At 48.3% G+C, this 15,857-nt stretch carries 14 protein-coding genes; 11 read left to right on the forward strand and 3 right to left on the reverse strand.

All coding sequences use genetic code 11. The features are described from left to right. The first annotated feature begins 50 nt into the window (after window positions 1-50). From BM030_RS08660 to BM030_RS08700, 9 genes are all read left to right on the forward strand, one after another. Window positions 51-1,937: a S9 family peptidase gene (locus tag BM030_RS08660; protein ID WP_090973194.1), complete on the forward strand. Its 1,887-nt coding sequence runs from the start codon at window positions 51-53 to the stop codon at window positions 1,935-1,937. Beyond that, a complete protein-coding gene (locus BM030_RS08665; RefSeq protein WP_090973195.1) occupies window positions 1,934-3,598 on the forward strand; it encodes a sensor histidine kinase in 1,665 nt (554 codons plus the stop codon). Before BM030_RS08660 ends, BM030_RS08665 begins: the two co-directional genes overlap by 4 nt. 33 nt (window positions 3,599-3,631) lie before the next feature. Continuing rightward, a complete protein-coding gene (locus tag BM030_RS08670) occupies window positions 3,632-4,324 on the forward strand; it encodes a winged helix-turn-helix domain-containing protein (protein ID WP_090973196.1) in 693 nt (230 codons plus the stop codon). Window positions 4,325-4,457: 133 nt separating this feature from the next. Next, window positions 4,458-4,931 carry a transcription elongation factor GreA gene (greA, locus tag BM030_RS08675; RefSeq protein ID WP_090973262.1) on the forward strand — a complete coding sequence of 158 codons (474 nt, stop codon included), beginning with the start codon at window positions 4,458-4,460 and terminating at the stop codon, window positions 4,929-4,931. A 192-nt stretch (window positions 4,932-5,123) separates the two neighbouring features. Further along, on the forward strand, window positions 5,124-5,537 hold the full coding sequence (locus BM030_RS08680) for an HIT family protein (protein ID WP_090973197.1): 414 nt from the start codon (window positions 5,124-5,126) through the stop codon (window positions 5,535-5,537). 98 nt (window positions 5,538-5,635) lie between these two features. Beyond that, window positions 5,636-6,289: a DedA family protein gene (locus tag BM030_RS08685; RefSeq protein WP_090973198.1), complete on the forward strand. Its 654-nt coding sequence runs from the start codon at window positions 5,636-5,638 to the stop codon at window positions 6,287-6,289. Window positions 6,290-6,315: 26 nt separating this feature from the next. Beyond that, window positions 6,316-6,867 (forward strand): inorganic diphosphatase, encoded by a 552-nt coding sequence (locus BM030_RS08690; protein WP_090973199.1) that lies wholly within the window; start codon window positions 6,316-6,318, stop codon window positions 6,865-6,867. Further along, window positions 6,867-8,180 carry a hemolysin family protein gene (locus BM030_RS08695; RefSeq protein WP_090973200.1) on the forward strand — a complete coding sequence of 438 codons (1,314 nt, stop codon included), beginning with the start codon at window positions 6,867-6,869 and terminating at the stop codon, window positions 8,178-8,180. The genes BM030_RS08690 and BM030_RS08695 overlap by 1 nt, the downstream gene beginning before the upstream one ends. Window positions 8,181-8,190: 10 nt before the next feature. Further along, window positions 8,191-8,904, forward strand: coding sequence for a 16S rRNA (uracil(1498)-N(3))-methyltransferase (locus BM030_RS08700; protein ID WP_090973201.1), 714 nt, complete (start codon window positions 8,191-8,193; stop codon window positions 8,902-8,904). Here BM030_RS08700 and BM030_RS08705 read toward each other — a convergent pair. From BM030_RS08705 to BM030_RS08715, 3 genes are read right to left on the reverse strand one after another with little or no spacing between them, the layout of a single operon-like run. Beyond that, window positions 8,898-9,386 (reverse strand): DUF3299 domain-containing protein, encoded by a 489-nt coding sequence (locus BM030_RS08705; protein ID WP_090973202.1) that lies wholly within the window; start codon window positions 9,384-9,386, stop codon window positions 8,898-8,900. The two genes, BM030_RS08700 and BM030_RS08705, sit on opposite strands and share 7 nt — an antisense overlap. 10 nt (window positions 9,387-9,396) lie before the next feature. Next, window positions 9,397-10,809, reverse strand: a complete 1,413-nt coding sequence (locus tag BM030_RS08710) for an ABC transporter permease (protein WP_090973203.1) — start codon at window positions 10,807-10,809, stop codon at window positions 9,397-9,399. Continuing rightward, window positions 10,806-11,471 (reverse strand): ABC transporter ATP-binding protein, encoded by a 666-nt coding sequence (locus tag BM030_RS08715; protein ID WP_090973204.1) that lies wholly within the window; start codon window positions 11,469-11,471, stop codon window positions 10,806-10,808. The genes BM030_RS08710 and BM030_RS08715 overlap by 4 nt, the downstream gene beginning before the upstream one ends. A gap of 321 nt (window positions 11,472-11,792) precedes the next feature. On the opposite strand from BM030_RS08715, the gene ald reads away from it, so the two are divergent. Together ald and BM030_RS08725 are read left to right on the forward strand one after the other, a co-directional pair. After that, window positions 11,793-12,908 (forward strand): alanine dehydrogenase, encoded by a 1,116-nt coding sequence (ald, locus tag BM030_RS08720; RefSeq protein WP_090973205.1) that lies wholly within the window; start codon window positions 11,793-11,795, stop codon window positions 12,906-12,908. A 124-nt stretch (window positions 12,909-13,032) separates the two neighbouring features. Beyond that, a complete protein-coding gene (locus BM030_RS08725) occupies window positions 13,033-15,849 on the forward strand; it encodes a TonB-dependent receptor (protein WP_090973206.1) in 2,817 nt (938 codons plus the stop codon). Window positions 15,850-15,857 lie beyond the last annotated feature (8 nt).

Genomic DNA, 15,857 nt, shown 5'->3' on the forward strand with positions numbered 1-15,857 from the left:
TTTTACGTTAAAATTTTCCACCTTTGGACACAGGAGAGGGGCATAACTATATGGTACGCAGTGTAGCGCTTTGGATATTGATGGCGATTGTCATAGGCCAGCTTTCTGGCTGTGGCAACGATGAGCGGCGTATTATACCCGTGGAAAACTTCTTTTCCGAATCGGAACAGACCAATTTCCAGCTATCGCCTGATGGGAAATATATCGCTTATCTGGGGTTGTATAAAGGGTGCAGAAACCTTTACATCATATACCCTGACGAAGGTTATCGCGAACAGCGTATCACATCGGAGTCCAGCCTCGATATCCAGTCTTTTTTCTGGGCCGACAATGAGGAGTTGATTTTCACGAAAGACAGGCATAACGACAGTGTGCAGGTATATGCCGTAAACCGCGCGTCGTCTGCTGTACGGCACCTAATGGCGCCGGCTACCGTAAAGTTACGATGGATTCCACCCGCCAGAGTGATTAATCACAGCTTCTTGATCTCATTGAATGAGCGCGACTCGTCCGTCTTTGACGTTTACCGGCTCCGAACGGATGCCTGCAAAAAGGAACTGGTAGCCAGAAACCCCGGCAATATTATCCGTTGGTATGCCGATCTTGAGGGCAAATTGAGGCTGGCGTTAGCCAGTGACAGTGCAAGGGAAACCATGTTGTATCGGAATAGCGAAGATGAACCATTCCGCCCCATAGTAAGCAATAGTTTCAGGAATTCGATCAAACCTTTGGGTTTTTCTCGTGTTAATCGCAGCCACATCTATGCGCTTTCCAATATCAACCGTGATAAAATGGCGTTGGTAGAAATCGATATGGAGACCGGCCGGGAGGTAAGACTGATATTCAGCCATCCGGACGTCGATGTCGAGCACGGCGGCTACTCGAGCGACAGGGGTGAAATGTCTTATGCTACTTATGCGACCTGGAAACAGCAACGGCACTTTTTGAACGAGCAGACACGGCAGGTATATGAAGTCATCGGACGGAAGTTAGACGGATATGAAGTCAGTATTTTGGATAGCGATACCGCCCGCAGGCGTTTCATTGTCCGCTCGTTTACCGATAAAAATCCCGGCGCTATCTATTATTATGACATCAACAGTGATCAACTGGTGAAACTGGCTGATAATAAACCGGCTTTGAAAGGCCATATCTTGGCCGAAATGAAGCCGGTGACCTACCTGTCGCGCGACGGGCGCCAAATCCAAGCCTACTTAACGATGCCACCCCGATCGCGGGAGAAGAAGGTGCCCGTAATTGTGTTTCCGCATGGCGGTCCGGGAGATCGGAATAAATGGGGTTTCTATCCAGAGGTGCAGTTTTTCGCCAACCGCGGCTTTGCAGTGTTCCAAACCAATTACCGGGGTTCCAAGGGGTACGGCAAAGACTTCTGGTCGGCGGGTTTCAAGGAATGGGGAGGTAAGATACAAGATGATATCACTGACGGTGTGCACTGGCTTATTCGCGAAGGAATCGCCGATCCGGCACGCATCGGCATTTATGGTGCTGGGTTCGGCGGATACTCCGCATTGCATGGCGCGTGCTTTAATTCAGACCTGTATGCCTGTGCAGCATCGCACTCCGGATTTACCAACCTGTTTACCTATCTGAAGGAAATCCCTCCCCATTTCAAGCCGTACTTGCAAATGTATTACGAGATCGTGGGTAACCCCGAGACCGAGCCAGATCTGATCAGAGCGATGTCGCCGGTGTTCCACGCCGATCGCATCGAGATACCCGTATTCATCGCCCAAGGGGGGAAAGATAGGTGGAGCGCAGTGAATGAAACCAACCAATTTGTCCAGAAACTCAAAAAGCGCAAAGTTCCCATTACTTATATCCTCCGCGAGGAGGAGGGGCGGTACTTCCGGAATGAGGACAACAGAATCCAATTTTACAGGGAATTGGGAGCCTTCTTCGACAGCCATTTGAAATGACCCATCAACGCCATACTTACCGCGTAAACTATGTCTTGATATGCGCTTTTATCGTGGTGGCGGGAGCCTCTTTTGTGCTGGCTATGGTTCTTGCCCGGAATATGACGGTCAAGTATGTAGAAAATGAATTCGCATCGCGCAAGGTCGAGGTCTTGGAACATAATATAGGGCCTTTCAACGATTTTTTCCATAACCGCATACCGGAAGTCTCGTTTTACCAAGGATATCTCGATTCGGCCGGAGTAGCGGTCTACGCGGATAGTGTTTTCCAATACTACCCTTTTGTAGAACGTATTGTTTTTTATGATGTAGCTCTGAGCAACGATAATACCATAGATTATGGCTTTTCTGCCAACAACCTGATGGTATATCCCAAAGGTGTGTATCAGTTCAGTGTTCAGGGCAGCGACAGTGTCGCGCAGATAGGCGCCCCTAATGGGCAACTACCCCTTTCGCTGTCAGACGACTTTAACAATATGGCCGTAAAATTCGCGGCCTTCATTGAGCGTGTGGATACTACCAAAGCCCTGCGCGATGACGATATTTTCAAGGTGTTTTATTCAGTGACTCCCGGCAAGATTTCTTATATGAACATTCCCCGCCGAGACGACCTCAAGATTTATAAGGAACTGATGTACGGACAGCATATACACCGCGCCGGGTATGAACAGGATATCATCACCTATTTCATCAACCCGAATAAGCTTCCGTTAGAAAATACGGTGCCCGAACTGTACCAACATATCCAAATACAACCCCTCGTATATGAGTCGATTGATACGGACCCAGACTTATTGACTACCGAGACCCCGCTACCCGGTGCGTTGTCAGATTATAAGATATATTTTAGTTCAAGTCGGACGTTCCTGCAATCGGAAATTAACAGGCGGTTTTTGCCGGTGATGGCGGGGGTTATCGCGATTTATCTGTTGCTGGCTGTCATCGCATACCTGATTTACCGTAATCTATATATCAATAAACGGATGTTCAAGTTGCAGTACGATTTCATTAATAACCTGACGCATGAGTTCAAAACTCCGGTTAGTGTTATCAAAATCGCCGGCAATAACATCTATAATGCCAAACAACTGTCTGACAGGGAGCGCATGCATTACGGAAAGATATTGGACGAGGAAGCGGATAAACTTAATAATCTGATGAATACGCTGCTTTCTTTTACGCAGATTGAAAATAAATCGATAAAAATAAAGCGTGAAGAAGTCGATTTGCACGAATTTTGTGATAAGATAATGGCGGCTTCCCGGATTAAATATTCAGATTTGGATATCCGGTGTATGGTGGACGCCGACAGGACCTTATATACTGATCCGGTATTGCTGGGCAGCATCTTTCAGAATTTGATTGACAATGCCTACAAATATTCAAAACCGGACAGGAAGGTCTTGGATATCAGGGTAGCACAGGGGAAGAAGCAGGTAGCCATAAGCTTCATGGATAAGGGGATCGGTATCGCGAAAAAGGAACTACCCCATATATTTAAAAAGTTCTACCGCGTACAGAACCAGTATAACCAGCAGGGAAGTGTTGGATTGGGCTTAGCATTCTGCAAAGAACTGGTCAATTTTATGGGCGGGAACATAACTGTAGACAGTGAACTTGGGCAGGGAACGACAATCAGCATTGTCTTTCCTCAGGACTGACCGTTAGAAGAACGACTGATAAATCGTATCGAGATGTATAAAAATATCAAAATAGCCGTCATTGAAGATGACGAGAATTTGCGTTTTCTGGTAGTGCACCGGCTTGAATCCGAAAATTACCAGGTTATTCAGGCTGGAAACGGTGATGAAGCGGAAGCGCTCATACTGGAGCAGAAGCCAGATATCGTGTTATTGGACTGGATGCTTCCCGGCAAACAAGGGTCTGAAATCTGCGCCAACCTGCGCAATGCCGGATTCACTAATCTGATTATCATGATGACCGCCAAATCACAGGATATCGATAAAATAGATGCGTACAGCTTCGGGGTGTCCGACTACATTACCAAACCATTCAGTATGGATGTGTTAGTGGCCATGATTGAAAATAAGGTGAAATACTTCGTGAACAGCCATAGCGCCGATGTCTATACGTTTGGCCATACCGAACACCATCCCAATATCCATTCCCTGGTGCGCGATGGAAAGAAAATTGAACTTACAATTTTGGAAAATCGTATTTTGCTCTACTTCCTGCAACATGTGGGCCGCGTAATCAGCAGAGAAGAGCTTATGCAAGTGGTGTGGGGCTACAGCTCCAATGTAAACACCCGCACCTTGGATATGCATATCGTGCGTCTGCGAAAGAAAATAGAACAAAATGCCGATAAGCCAGCTTATTTGCAGACGGTCAGGGGAATGGGGTATAAGTTTGTGGATAATCCCTGATTATTCACGTTCTTTATTTGCTTATTCCAAAAGATTATCTTATCTTCGTCCAAACGAGCAAGGCCATATCGCTAAGGACGATATGGTCTTGCTTCTTTTTTTGACTTATTTTTTTAATAAATTTATATGTATTATGGCAGAAGTAACGTATTACAGCAAAGAGGGATTGGAGAAACTCAAGGAGGAATTGCAGTATCTCAAAACGGAAGGCCGGGCTAAAATAGCCAAGGCCATTGCCGAGGCACGTGACAAAGGCGATTTGTCTGAAAACGCCGAGTACGATGCCGCAAAGGAAGCCCAGGGATTGCATGAAGCTAAAATTGCCAAGCTGGAAAGTACCTTGGCGAGCGCACGTTTAATCGATGAGTCCGCGTTGGATACATCAAAAGTGTTGGCCCTTTCCATCGTCAAGCTGAAGAATGTGAAAAACGGTGCCGTAATGACCTACCAATTGGTGTCTGAGACGGAAGCCGACCTTAAAGCGGGCAAGATATCGGTCAAGTCGCCAATCGCCCAGGGGCTGTTGGGCAAATCCGTAGGTGACAGGGCCCAGATCCAGGTTCCGGCCGGCGAAGTTGAACTTGAAATCCTGGATATCACCAGGTAACGCGAAAGTGACGGTTATGTGCGGGTCTGCCATAACCGCACATACCAAAACATCATGCTGAGCGGCTGTTCTTCAACAGCCGTTTTTTTTTCGGACGGCCGCTATCACTTGCACCCGGGCCGCCGCAATTAACCGATTGCAAGACCGGTAGATTTTGGCTACATTTGCATGTAAACAAGTTGCAGAAGACACATGCCTACCATATTTTCAAAAATTGTCGCCGGTGAGATTCCGGCCTATAAAGTGGCCGAGAGTAACGATTACCTCGCTTTTCTGGATATCAACCCGCTGGCCAAAGGCCATGTATTGGTCATCCCGAAACGGGAGACAGATTACCTCTTTGATATCAAAGACGATGAATACATGGGGCTTTGGATGTTTGCCAAAATCGTTGCCCAGGGCATAAAAAATGTATACCCCTGCGAACGGATAGGGGTAGCCGTTGTAGGGCTGGAAGTCGCCCATGCCCATATTCACCTGATACCTATCAATAATGTTGATGACATCAACTTCAATCGGCCAAAGCTGAAACTCAGTGCTGAAGAATTTGCCGAAAGTGCAGAAGCAATTAAAAATTCAATTTTGGCAATTACCAATAAGACATAATCTTTGCGTTCCCATCCGCCGCGCTCCGGCGTTTCATTTCCCGGGGGAATAGACGCTGTGCGATTCATTTTATATTCGTATTTTTGTAATTGATACTTATGCAAGAGTTTTGGGAGTCGTTTTCGCAATTACTAGATGCCGAAGCATTGATTAAGTCGGGCGGCTTCTATTTGGTGTTATTCATCGTGTTTGCGGAAACGGGACTCTTCTTCGGTTTTTTTCTGCCAGGAGATTACCTGCTTTTTTTAGCAGGGCTGTTCTGTGCGTCCGGATTGCTGAATGTAGACATTACGACACTCTGCGTGGGGCTTTTTACGGCGGGTGTACTCGGTAATTTTACAGGATACTGGTTTGGCTGGCGCACCGGGCCGATGTTATTTAAGCGCAAGGAAACATGGCTATTTAAGCGGCGTTACGTGGTTATGGCCGAAGAGTTTTATCATAAATACGGCGGCCCCGCGTTAATCATCGGTCGTTTTGTGCCGATAATCCGTACTTTTGCGCCGATATTGGCAGGAGTGGTGCGGCTGAATTTCCGGAAGTTTGTGTTGTATAACGTATCAGGTGCCGCCATCTGGGTTTTGCTGCTGACATTGTCGGGTTTTTTTTTAGGGCGTGAATTTCCGCAGATTATCCATTATATCGAATATATCATTATCGGGTTTGTGGTCATTTCATTTATGCCGATACTGATTGCATTGATACGGCGGAAAATGCGTTTGAACAGAAAAAAGGCCAATATAGAAGATTAACATACCAAAAAATAGTTCTATCCATAATGAGTATATCACACCCCTGGCATGAAGTATCTCCGGGCGACGACGTTCCCTCGTCGGTTAATGCCATCATCGAAATTCCCAAAGGTTCTAAAGCGAAGTATGAAATCGACAAGCAGAGCGGTTTGATAAAACTTGACCGCGTGTTGTTTTCGTCGGTGATGTACCCTGCAAACTATGGTTTCATCCCGAAGACCTATTGTGATGATAAGGATCCGCTGGATATCTTGGTGCTTTGCTCAGTTGACGTGTATCCGATGAGTATCATCGAAGCCAAAGTCATCGGCGTGATGCACATGATTGATAATGGAGAGCAAGACGATAAAATTATTGCGGTGGCAAAGAATGACATGTCTGTCAATTATATCAACGATCTGTCTGAATTACCTCCGCATACCATGAAGGAGATTGTCCGTTTCTTTCAGGATTACAAGGCGTTGGAGCGGAAGAACGTTACCATAGAACGCCTTTTTGGTCGTTCGTATGCCTACCAGATTATACAGGACAGCATCGAACTGTACCAACGGGAATTTGCTAACCAAAAAATAACTTAATGGGCTGGGAGATTTTCTGGACATTATTTCTCGTTTTTGCAAACGGCTTTTTCGTAGCTGCCGAATTTGCGATCGTAAAAGTAAGGGCTTCGCAAATCGAGATCAAGATAAAAACCGGCAGTCAGGTAGCGCAGGTGGCAAAGCACATCACGGGTCACCTGGACGGTTACCTCGCTGCAACACAACTGGGTATTACAATATCGTCGCTTGGTTTGGGCTGGGTAGGCGAAGCAGTGATGACCGATATTGTAGCCACCATATTCGGTTGGTTCAATGTTGAACTGACCGGCACACTCGCCAGAAATCTGGGCTTTGTGCTGGCTTTCAGCATCATCACCGTATTGCATATCGTATTCGGCGAACTTGCGCCCAAGTCAATTGCTATTCAGCGCCCTGTAGCCACCACGATGAATATTGCATTGCCGCTTCGCTTTTTTTATGTTGTGTTTAAGCCCATTATATGGGTATTGAACGGGTTCGCTAACCTCCTCCTTCGGCTAATGGGTTTTGAAACCAACGTAGGTGAAGCCCACCATTCATCTGAAGAACTGCAATACCTGCTTGATCAGGGGCGAGAAAGCGGCGCACTTAACATGGCGGAGCATGAACTTATCAAGAATGTGTTCGATTTCAACGAGCGGATAGTCAAAAACATCATGGTACCCCGCAACAAGATATCCGCTATCGAAATGAATTGCCCCGTCGATGCATTTATTGAACGCATTACAAAGGACGGCTATTCGCGGATTCCAATTTACGACGACAATATCGACCAGATTATCGGCATCGTGCACACCAAAGATATCTTGCCTATCATTGCAAAAGGGAAGGAATTGGTGCTGAAAAATATCATTCGGAAGCCTTACTTCATTCCTGAAACCAAGAAGATAAACGATCTAATGGCTGAATTCCAGCAGAAACGCATTCAGATCGCTATTGTGCTTGATGAATTTGGCGGTACGGCGGGAATGGTCACCTTGGAAGATATTGTAGAAGAGCTGGTGGGCGAAATCCAGGATGAGTATGATGAAGAAATTCCGGTCGTAGAAAAGATATCAGACACTGAGTATATGGTAGATGCCAGTGCTAATGTGCATGATGTCAATGAGCTGCTGCCGGTGGAGTTGCCGGAGAGCAACGACTATGACACGATTTCAGGCTTAGTGAGTGATTTGTTTGACAAGATACCGGATGTGGGCGAACGCAAAGCGTATCACGGATACAATTTCATTATCATGAAGAAAACGCAGCAGAATATCGAGTTTGTGAAGCTGGAGCTCGTGAGAAAGCCGGAAGGCGAAGAAACCGCATAAACCCAAAGTCTTGCAACTGTTCTATACACCGGATATAGCACCGCATCTTAAGTCCTTTGTGCTGAGCGAAGAGGAGAGCCGGCACGCCGTACGCGTACTACGCATGGAAGCGGGACAGCAGGTTCAGCTGGTGGATGGCAGGGGAGGACTGTACACGGCGGTTATCGTTGACGCTCACCCGAAGCGATCCGTATTGGAAATACTCCGCGTAGAAACCCGATACGGTACGCGGCCTTATTACCTGCATGTTGCTATTGCGCCCACCAAACAAATCGAGCGGATAGAGTGGTTCCTTGAAAAAGCCACCGAAGTGGGGATAGATGAGATTACTCCCATCATTTGTGAACGTTCGGAACGGAAAGAAGTAAAAGTAGAGCGGCTGAATAAGATCATGGCCGCGGCCATGAAACAATCGTTGAAAGCTTATATTCCTCGGATGAATGAACCGCTTGGCTTCGGATCGTTTCTTGATCAGCGGACGGAAGGGCAGCGGTTCATCGCCCATTGCGGGGATGGCGACAAGCAATATCTCAGCGAAATCATTGAGCCCGCAGGTCGTTATACCGTACTTGTCGGGCCGGAAGGTGATTTCAGCGGTGCCGAAGTCGACGCCGCGCAGCGTGCCGGATTCTTTCCCGTTACGTTCGGCGCGAGCCGTTTGCGTACGGAAACCGCCGCACTGGTGGCCTGCCTCGAAGCGGCTATCCGGAACCGCCGTTACTGAATGAGTTCGGCGTCCAGGATTTGGATTTCAGAGTTGCCCTCCTGCGTGTTGTGATTGAGGCGTACCCGGCCCTTTATCTTGATTGGTTCTTCCGTAAAGCGCACTTTTTTGCCTTTTTTCATAAATATTTCCACCATGGGCGGGATGTCGCCCTGGCCGCAGAACATGCACTGCATAATAGGCAATACAGACAGCATGAACGTTTCATGATCCCGTCCGCCGTTTAACGGAACCAAATACCCCGGAAGGGTAACCGTTTTATTGTTGATGGCCTTCAGTTCATCCGGGAAATGGGGGGTGTATATGGTTTGATTGTCTTTGTGCGTTACTTTATACATCAACTTATTGATGGTTTCCCATGTCTCGTTCATCATGGGGGTATGATCCGGTATCTCGCCAAACGGGTTATCCTGTGCGTACGCCACCTGGATGCCCGTTATTATCAATGCCACCAATGCTAACCGTTTAATATACTTAATCATTTTTGTTATGTTAATTTCCTGACAATGTCTGTGATATCGGTGTCCGGTAGGCTTTAATGGCAGGGAGAGCCGCCGCCACAAAGCCGATGCCCACACCTATGGCTACCAGCCACGCTTCCTGTGGGAGCAGTGTCATCGCATTCAGTAACGTGGCATTGCCTGTTGTGCTGCTGCTGATGGCGTAAAGGGCAATATGGCCAATGATAATTCCGAACACCGCGCCTACAAAGGTAAGCAATATTCCTTCGGCAATCACTATGCCGAACAGTTTTCCCTGTGAGGCACCCAGTGTGCGCATAATGGCCAGGTCGTATTTCCGGTTTTTCAACGCATTGTAAAGGCTGATGAAAATACTGAGCGCAGCCATCAGCATAATGACATAAGCGAGCACCTGCAGAGAGTCTATGCCGATGCCCAGGAGCGAAAATAGCCGTGCACTCTCGATGGCCGGAGATGCGGCTTGCAGGGCGGTGTTCTGGTTAACCAGTCGAGGGAACATGCCAATGGCTGCGGGATTCCGATATTGGATCAGCAGACTGGTAATTTCGCGTTCGCCCGAGCCGATGTCGCCCATGATGCTTTTGACCAATTGGTGGTCGGTGGTCGGTGATCGGTGATCGGTGTTGGGTGATCGGTGATCGGTGGTCGGTGTTGGGTGATCGGTGGTCGGTGTTGGGTGGTCGGTGGTGGTGTGTTCATGTGTTTCACCATGGTGATGTTCATGTTCCTCCACGCCCACGACGTCGTGCTGGTCGTCGGCGTCATGATGATGGCCATGATCATGTGCTTCTGCATCCGTGTCGGCGTGGTCGCCATGCATGCGCCATACGCTGGCCAGGTTGGTCAGTATGAGCCTGTCGGCGATAGGATGTTTCGTGCCCAGAATACCCGTAACGGTATACGGATGCTCATCGTGCGTGTGGCCCCCACTGCTCAGGCCATGTGCGCCATAGATCTTATCCCCAATGCGCAGTCCGTGCCGGCGAACCACCTCAGCGCCTACAACCGCTTCGAAATCGCCTTGCCACAGTCGGCCTTCAGCCAGTTCCAATCCGTATAACTGCAGGAATGAGCTATCGGTGCCGACGATGCGGTGGCCGCGATAATTGTCGCCCAGCGACAGCGGCACGGCCAGTTTAACCATCGGATTTGCGGTCAGCTTGTTGGCTTCGGCTAAGCTAATGTTGCCCGTGGGGTTGTCCATGTGGTAGACACTGCTTAAGATAAGCTGGATTGGACTGCCTTTGGCACCCACTACCAGGTCTATTCCCCGGCTGTTGTTGTCCAGCTGCTCTTCCAATTGGTGGGAAGTAAGCAGCAGCACGCATAAGATGCCCGTGCCGAAAGCCGTAAGCAGTACTCCTAAAATCGAGGTTGCCTGATTCTGGCGGATGTTTTTCCAGGCAATTTGCAAGAGATTCATGATAGATGCCCTCCTAGTTCATAAGCATGTGCTATCCGTGTTTTCACCCGTTTATCATGTGTGGCGATAATTAATGTGGCCCCGCTGGTTTCCGCTTGATTGAGTAACAGTTCCAGTACACTTGCGGTATTGCGGTCGTCCAGCGATGCGGTGGGCTCGTCGGCCACCAAGATAGCCGGTCGGTTCACCACGGCGCGTGCTATTGCCGCCCGTTGCATCTGTCCGCGGCTTAGTTTATTAGGGTAGCTATTAGCTTTATGGTCGAGGTTAAGCAGCGTTAGCACTTCGTGAATTCTGCTGTTATCCACCTTGGCGCCAGCAAAACCCTGTGCAATCTGTAAATTTTCTTTCACGGTGAGGCTCTTTACGAGATGCGCCTCCTGGAAGATCAAGCCAATACGCCGCCCGCGGAACTCATCCAGCTGCCGTGGCGCCAGGTCGTATAATAGTTGACCGTCGATGGTCACATTTCCGGTATCCGGTTTGAGCAGACCGCTGAGGATATGCAGCAGCGTTGTTTTGCCGCTTCCGGAATCGCCCAATATCAGCGTGTGGCGCCCCACCGGTATTTCTAAGTCCGCGAAATGTAGCGATTCGCCGCCTCGGTACCGGTACGTAACACCGTTCAGGCTGATAACTTTTTCTGTGTTGTTATCCTGCATTGCTAAACTATTAGGTTCCGCAAGTTTAAGATATTCCGTCCAAATACTCGTCACCCTCATGCAACTTTATTGTTAACCCCAGGGGGTATACGCGGCGATGCCTACGAGGTGTCGGAGGTTTCGGGTTTGTTTGGGTTTGCGCTGATGAATGGTTTTATGGTGTATTTTTGTGTTGTAATGCTGTATATTTTTGGTGGTTATTGATTATTTATATTAAATTTTTAATTTATGTGTTATTAATTATTTGTATTTTTTACTTTTTATAAAAATTCAGGTTCATTTTTATCTATTTTTGTGTAGATTTATTCAATATGTATTAAAATGGTTATCGGAATCCCTAAAGAAATCAAAAATAATGAAAGTCGTGTGGCTTTGACTGCCTCAGGGGTATTTGAATTGAAGCAGAATGGGCATCACGTCTTGGTGGAACAAGGCGCAGGGAAGGGAAGCGGGATTTCCGATGCAGAATATGAAAATGCCGGCGCTGAAATTATCACCGATCCCCATGATATTTGGCGACAGGCGGACATGGTTGTCAAAGTAAAGGAGCCCATCGACGGTGAGTTGCGTTTGGCCCGGCCGGGGCAGGTGATATTTACTTATTTCCATTTTGCATCGAGCAGCACGCTCACTGAAGCCATGATAGGGCGCGGAGCGGTGTGTATAGCGTATGAGACGGTAGAAAAGCCGGATGGTTCACTGCCGTTATTAAAACCGATGTCTGAGGTAGCCGGGCGGATGGCCGTTCAGCAGGGCGCCCGTTATTTGGAGAAGCCTGTCAAAGGCCGGGGAGTGCTGCTCGGAGGTGTCCCCGGGGTGCCTCCCGGCCGGGTATTGATCCTGGGTGCGGGCATTGTGGGGGTGCAGGCGGCAAAGATGGCATCCGGACTTGGAGCGCATGTCACTATTCTGGATACCAACACCGATCGGTTGAGGTATGTAAATGACATCTTGCCGCCGCACGTGGTTACACAGTATTCCAGTCAGTACACCATCCGTAAAATGGTACAGACGCACGACCTTATCATTGGTGCGGTGCTGATACCGGGCGCGAAGGCACCTAACCTGGTTACGCGCGATATGCTCAAGACCATGCGGCCCGGCACGGTTATCGTGGACGTTGCCGTAGACCAAGGAGGGTGCGTGGAGACCTGTGTGCCTACCACCCATGAAAACCCCACCTATATCATTGACGACGTGCTGCACTATTGTGTAGCCAACATGCCCGGAGCAGTGCCCTTTACCTCCACGTTGGCATTGACCAACTCGACCCTTCCTTATGTCATCAAGATTGCTAATGAGGGTTGGAAAGCCGCCTGCACCAATGACGACACATTGAGAAAAGGCCTTAATATCGTAGAAGGAAAGGTGGTTTATCAAGGCGTTGCTGACGCATTCGATTTGCCACGATACGATGTGCAAGAGATTTTAGTTTAGCTTGCGTGTCATATCGGGTTCTGTATTAATGAGTTTTGTAACCGCGTAACATTTTCTTAACGTAAATATAAATATTCATTCATGTTGTGTTAACTGTTAGGTAATGTTAAGTTAGGATTATTGCATGGAATTTATTCAGACCATGCAAAAAGCGAATACTACTACTTTAACTCTACTTATTTGGTTTTTATTGTTTCCCTTTGAAAATAAAGCTCAGGTTCAGCAGGGAATTATACAAGGGAAGATTATCGACGCCGAAAACCGACTGCCCATAGAAGGTGCCAGCGTATCGTTGGTCGGCACGAGCATCGGGACGGCTACCGCCAGCAACGGAGTTTTCGAGTTAAGAAATGTCGGCGTAGGTACTTATGTGGTGGCTATAACGTACATTGGCTATCAGGAGTTACGTATCGATGACGTAGTTGTTTTCCCATCTAAAATTACAGATTTAGAGGTTGCCCTGGAGCCTGCGGGAGAATTGATGGAAGAGGTGGTGATTTCGGCGACCGTGAATAAGGAAAGCAATATCGCATTGCTTGCGGACCGCAAACGTTCGACCATGGTCATCCAGAAGGTAGGCTCGCAGGAGTTGAGCCGTAAGGGCATCGGTAATGTCGGTGAGGGTATTGCCAAGGTGGTGGGCGTGGCAATGGTCGGCAACAAGTCGCTCTTTGTCCGCGGTTTGGGCGATCGCTATAATAATGCTACGTTGAACGGGTTGCCGATCCCCTCTACGAACCCCGACCTGAAGTTGATACCGTTGGATATTTTCCCGACGTCCATCGTCAAGAACATCGAAGTCCTGAAATCTTACAACAGTGCTTACTACGGTGATTTTTCCGGGGGCACGATTGATATCGTTACGAAGGATTATCCCGAGAAAGCTTTTATCAGGGCGGCGGTTTCTTCCGGTTTCAATTCCATATCCACGGGCAAGCAATTCCTGGGTATAGACCGCGGCTTTGCAAGCTGGTTGGGGTTTGCGCGGGCAGACCGTGCCATGCCGGCACTGCCTGCGAGTGTCCCGGTATATGACTCGTATTTCAACGACAATGTGGATCCGCAATTCAAGACACCGTTTGTGCCCCATGAATATAAGGCGCCGGTCAATGCAGGACTATCGCTTTCGGGGGGTGATCGGATATCCCTTGACGGAGGCGGGACATTTGGGTATTTGTTTACAGTAGCCAATAAAAATGAATATGTTTTTCTGCCCGGTTCCACGGCGTGGTTCAATGCACAGCAGGAAACGATTTACAATTACGATACCGAAGACTATTTCTACCAGACGAACACCTCCGGCCTATTGAATTTGTATTACAAGCCCAATGCCAAGGCAACATACGGACTGACCGGACTGTTTGTGAACGACTCCAGAGACGGCGTGCTGGATAATTTTGGTCTCAACTGGGATTTGGGCGAGGTTTACGGGCGACGGAATACCTTGATCCAGAACACGCTTTTCACTACCCAATTCAACACGAAGCAGCAGATAACAGAACGTTTTTCATTGGATGGAGCGGTCGGCTACACGAAAACGGTGGGGAGCATACCTGACCGCACGCAGACCATGGTAGAAGCCAGGGACAACAACCAATACCAGTTTTCCCCCAACGGTATCACAGACGTACACCGCTTTTTTGCCGATTTGGATGATCATGATGCTTCCGCACGGTTGGCGGCGGAACTGCGTTTCAGGAATAGTGAGATAGGCCTCACGTCATTGACTTTTGGCGTTGACGGGCGGTATAAAAAACGGCGATTCGATGCGAGGCAGATTGATGCCGATGCCAAAAACATCCGGTCATTGTTCAGGTTGGATGAACTTGACGAGGTCTTGTCTCCGCAGCGGCTCGGTTTCGGAGATGCCACGAGCTGGCGGTATAAGGAAGTGCCAAATGAGCAAAATCGGTACCGTTCTGAAATGTACGTATATGCCCCGTATGCCAACGCCAATTTCCTGTGGGCGGATAAGTGGAATCTAGTAGCAGGCGTCCGTTTTGAATCGTCTTCACAAAGCACGGACTACAAGTTGGAGCGCGATGTTATTGAGGCACCATATCGCAACAATACGATCACGGGCAACGAATTGCTCCCCGCGGTTTCCTTGAAATACATGCCGACCGCTAAGTCCAACGTCATTTTTGCGGCCAGTAAAACGATATCACGACCGTTGTTTATGGAGGCCGCACCGTTCCGCTATAACGAATCTGCCGGAACCGCACAGCGTATCGGTAACCCGTCGCTGACCAACGGTGATGTTTACAACGTTGACTTGCGTTACGATTACTTTCCGAATCCGGGTGAACTGATTTCCGTGTCAGTATTCGGAAAGCGATTGATTGACCCGATCGAATATGTACGGGTGAACAGTGCTGAACCGATGTTTTCGTACGTCAATTCGGATCGGGCAGTCGTAGCAGGGGTTGAGCTTGAGGTTAATAAAAATCTCGGTTCTTTATTCGCATCGGAATTAGACGCTTTAAGGAACGCGTCTATTGGCTTAAACGGTTCTTACCTGTTTTCGGAAGTCGAGTTTGACGAAGACAAGCTAAGCGGAAAAGGTGTTCCGTTTTATCCGACGAATTTTAAGCGACCACTGTTCGGGGCTTCGCCCTATTTGGTCAACGCCGACCTGACCTACCGCGTCAATTGGAATTCGAGGAGCCACACGCAAATTACGGGAACCTACCATGTATTTGGCAAGCGTTTGTTTGTTGCGGGCGCACAGGGTACCGGTGATATCTACGAAATGCCTGTCAACAGGTTGGACGCAGCGATCAATACCGTCATTATGAATAAGATTGGATTCGATATTTCAATCAATAATATTTTGAATCCCGACATCATCTATAATCAGGAGTTCCCGACAAGCGATCTGGAGTACATGAACGTGAAACGCGGTGTTTCTGTGGGCGCGACGTTGAGCTATACCTTCTAAACCGATGG

The sequence above is a fragment of the Parapedobacter composti genome, from assembly GCF_900112315.1.
In the GTDB taxonomy this organism is placed as follows: domain Bacteria; phylum Bacteroidota; class Bacteroidia; order Sphingobacteriales; family Sphingobacteriaceae; genus Parapedobacter; species Parapedobacter composti.

Bases quoted from the DNA above. Each gene is read 5' to 3' on its own strand.
- BM030_RS08660 (WP_090973194.1), top strand. From the start codon at position 51: ATGGTACGCAGTGTAGCGCTTTGGATATTGATGGCGATTGTCATAGGC.
- BM030_RS08665 (WP_090973195.1), top strand. From the start codon at position 1,934: ATGACCCATCAACGCCATACTTACCGCGTAAACTATGTCTTGATATGC.
- BM030_RS08670 (WP_090973196.1), top strand. From the start codon at position 3,632: ATGTATAAAAATATCAAAATAGCCGTCATTGAAGATGACGAGAATTTG.
- greA (WP_090973262.1), top strand. From the start codon at position 4,458: ATGGCAGAAGTAACGTATTACAGCAAAGAGGGATTGGAGAAACTCAAG.
- BM030_RS08680 (WP_090973197.1), top strand. From the start codon at position 5,124: ATGCCTACCATATTTTCAAAAATTGTCGCCGGTGAGATTCCGGCCTAT.
- BM030_RS08685 (WP_090973198.1), top strand. From the start codon at position 5,636: ATGCAAGAGTTTTGGGAGTCGTTTTCGCAATTACTAGATGCCGAAGCA.
- BM030_RS08690 (WP_090973199.1), top strand. From the start codon at position 6,316: ATGAGTATATCACACCCCTGGCATGAAGTATCTCCGGGCGACGACGTT.
- BM030_RS08695 (WP_090973200.1), top strand. From the start codon at position 6,867: ATGGGCTGGGAGATTTTCTGGACATTATTTCTCGTTTTTGCAAACGGC.
- BM030_RS08705 (WP_090973202.1), bottom strand. From the start codon at position 9,386: ATGATTAAGTATATTAAACGGTTAGCATTGGTGGCATTGATAATAACG.
- BM030_RS08710 (WP_090973203.1), bottom strand. From the start codon at position 10,809: ATGAATCTCTTGCAAATTGCCTGGAAAAACATCCGCCAGAATCAGGCA.
- BM030_RS08715 (WP_090973204.1), bottom strand. From the start codon at position 11,471: ATGCAGGATAACAACACAGAAAAAGTTATCAGCCTGAACGGTGTTACG.
- ald (WP_090973205.1), top strand. From the start codon at position 11,793: ATGGTTATCGGAATCCCTAAAGAAATCAAAAATAATGAAAGTCGTGTG.
- BM030_RS08725 (WP_090973206.1), top strand. From the start codon at position 13,033: ATGGAATTTATTCAGACCATGCAAAAAGCGAATACTACTACTTTAACT.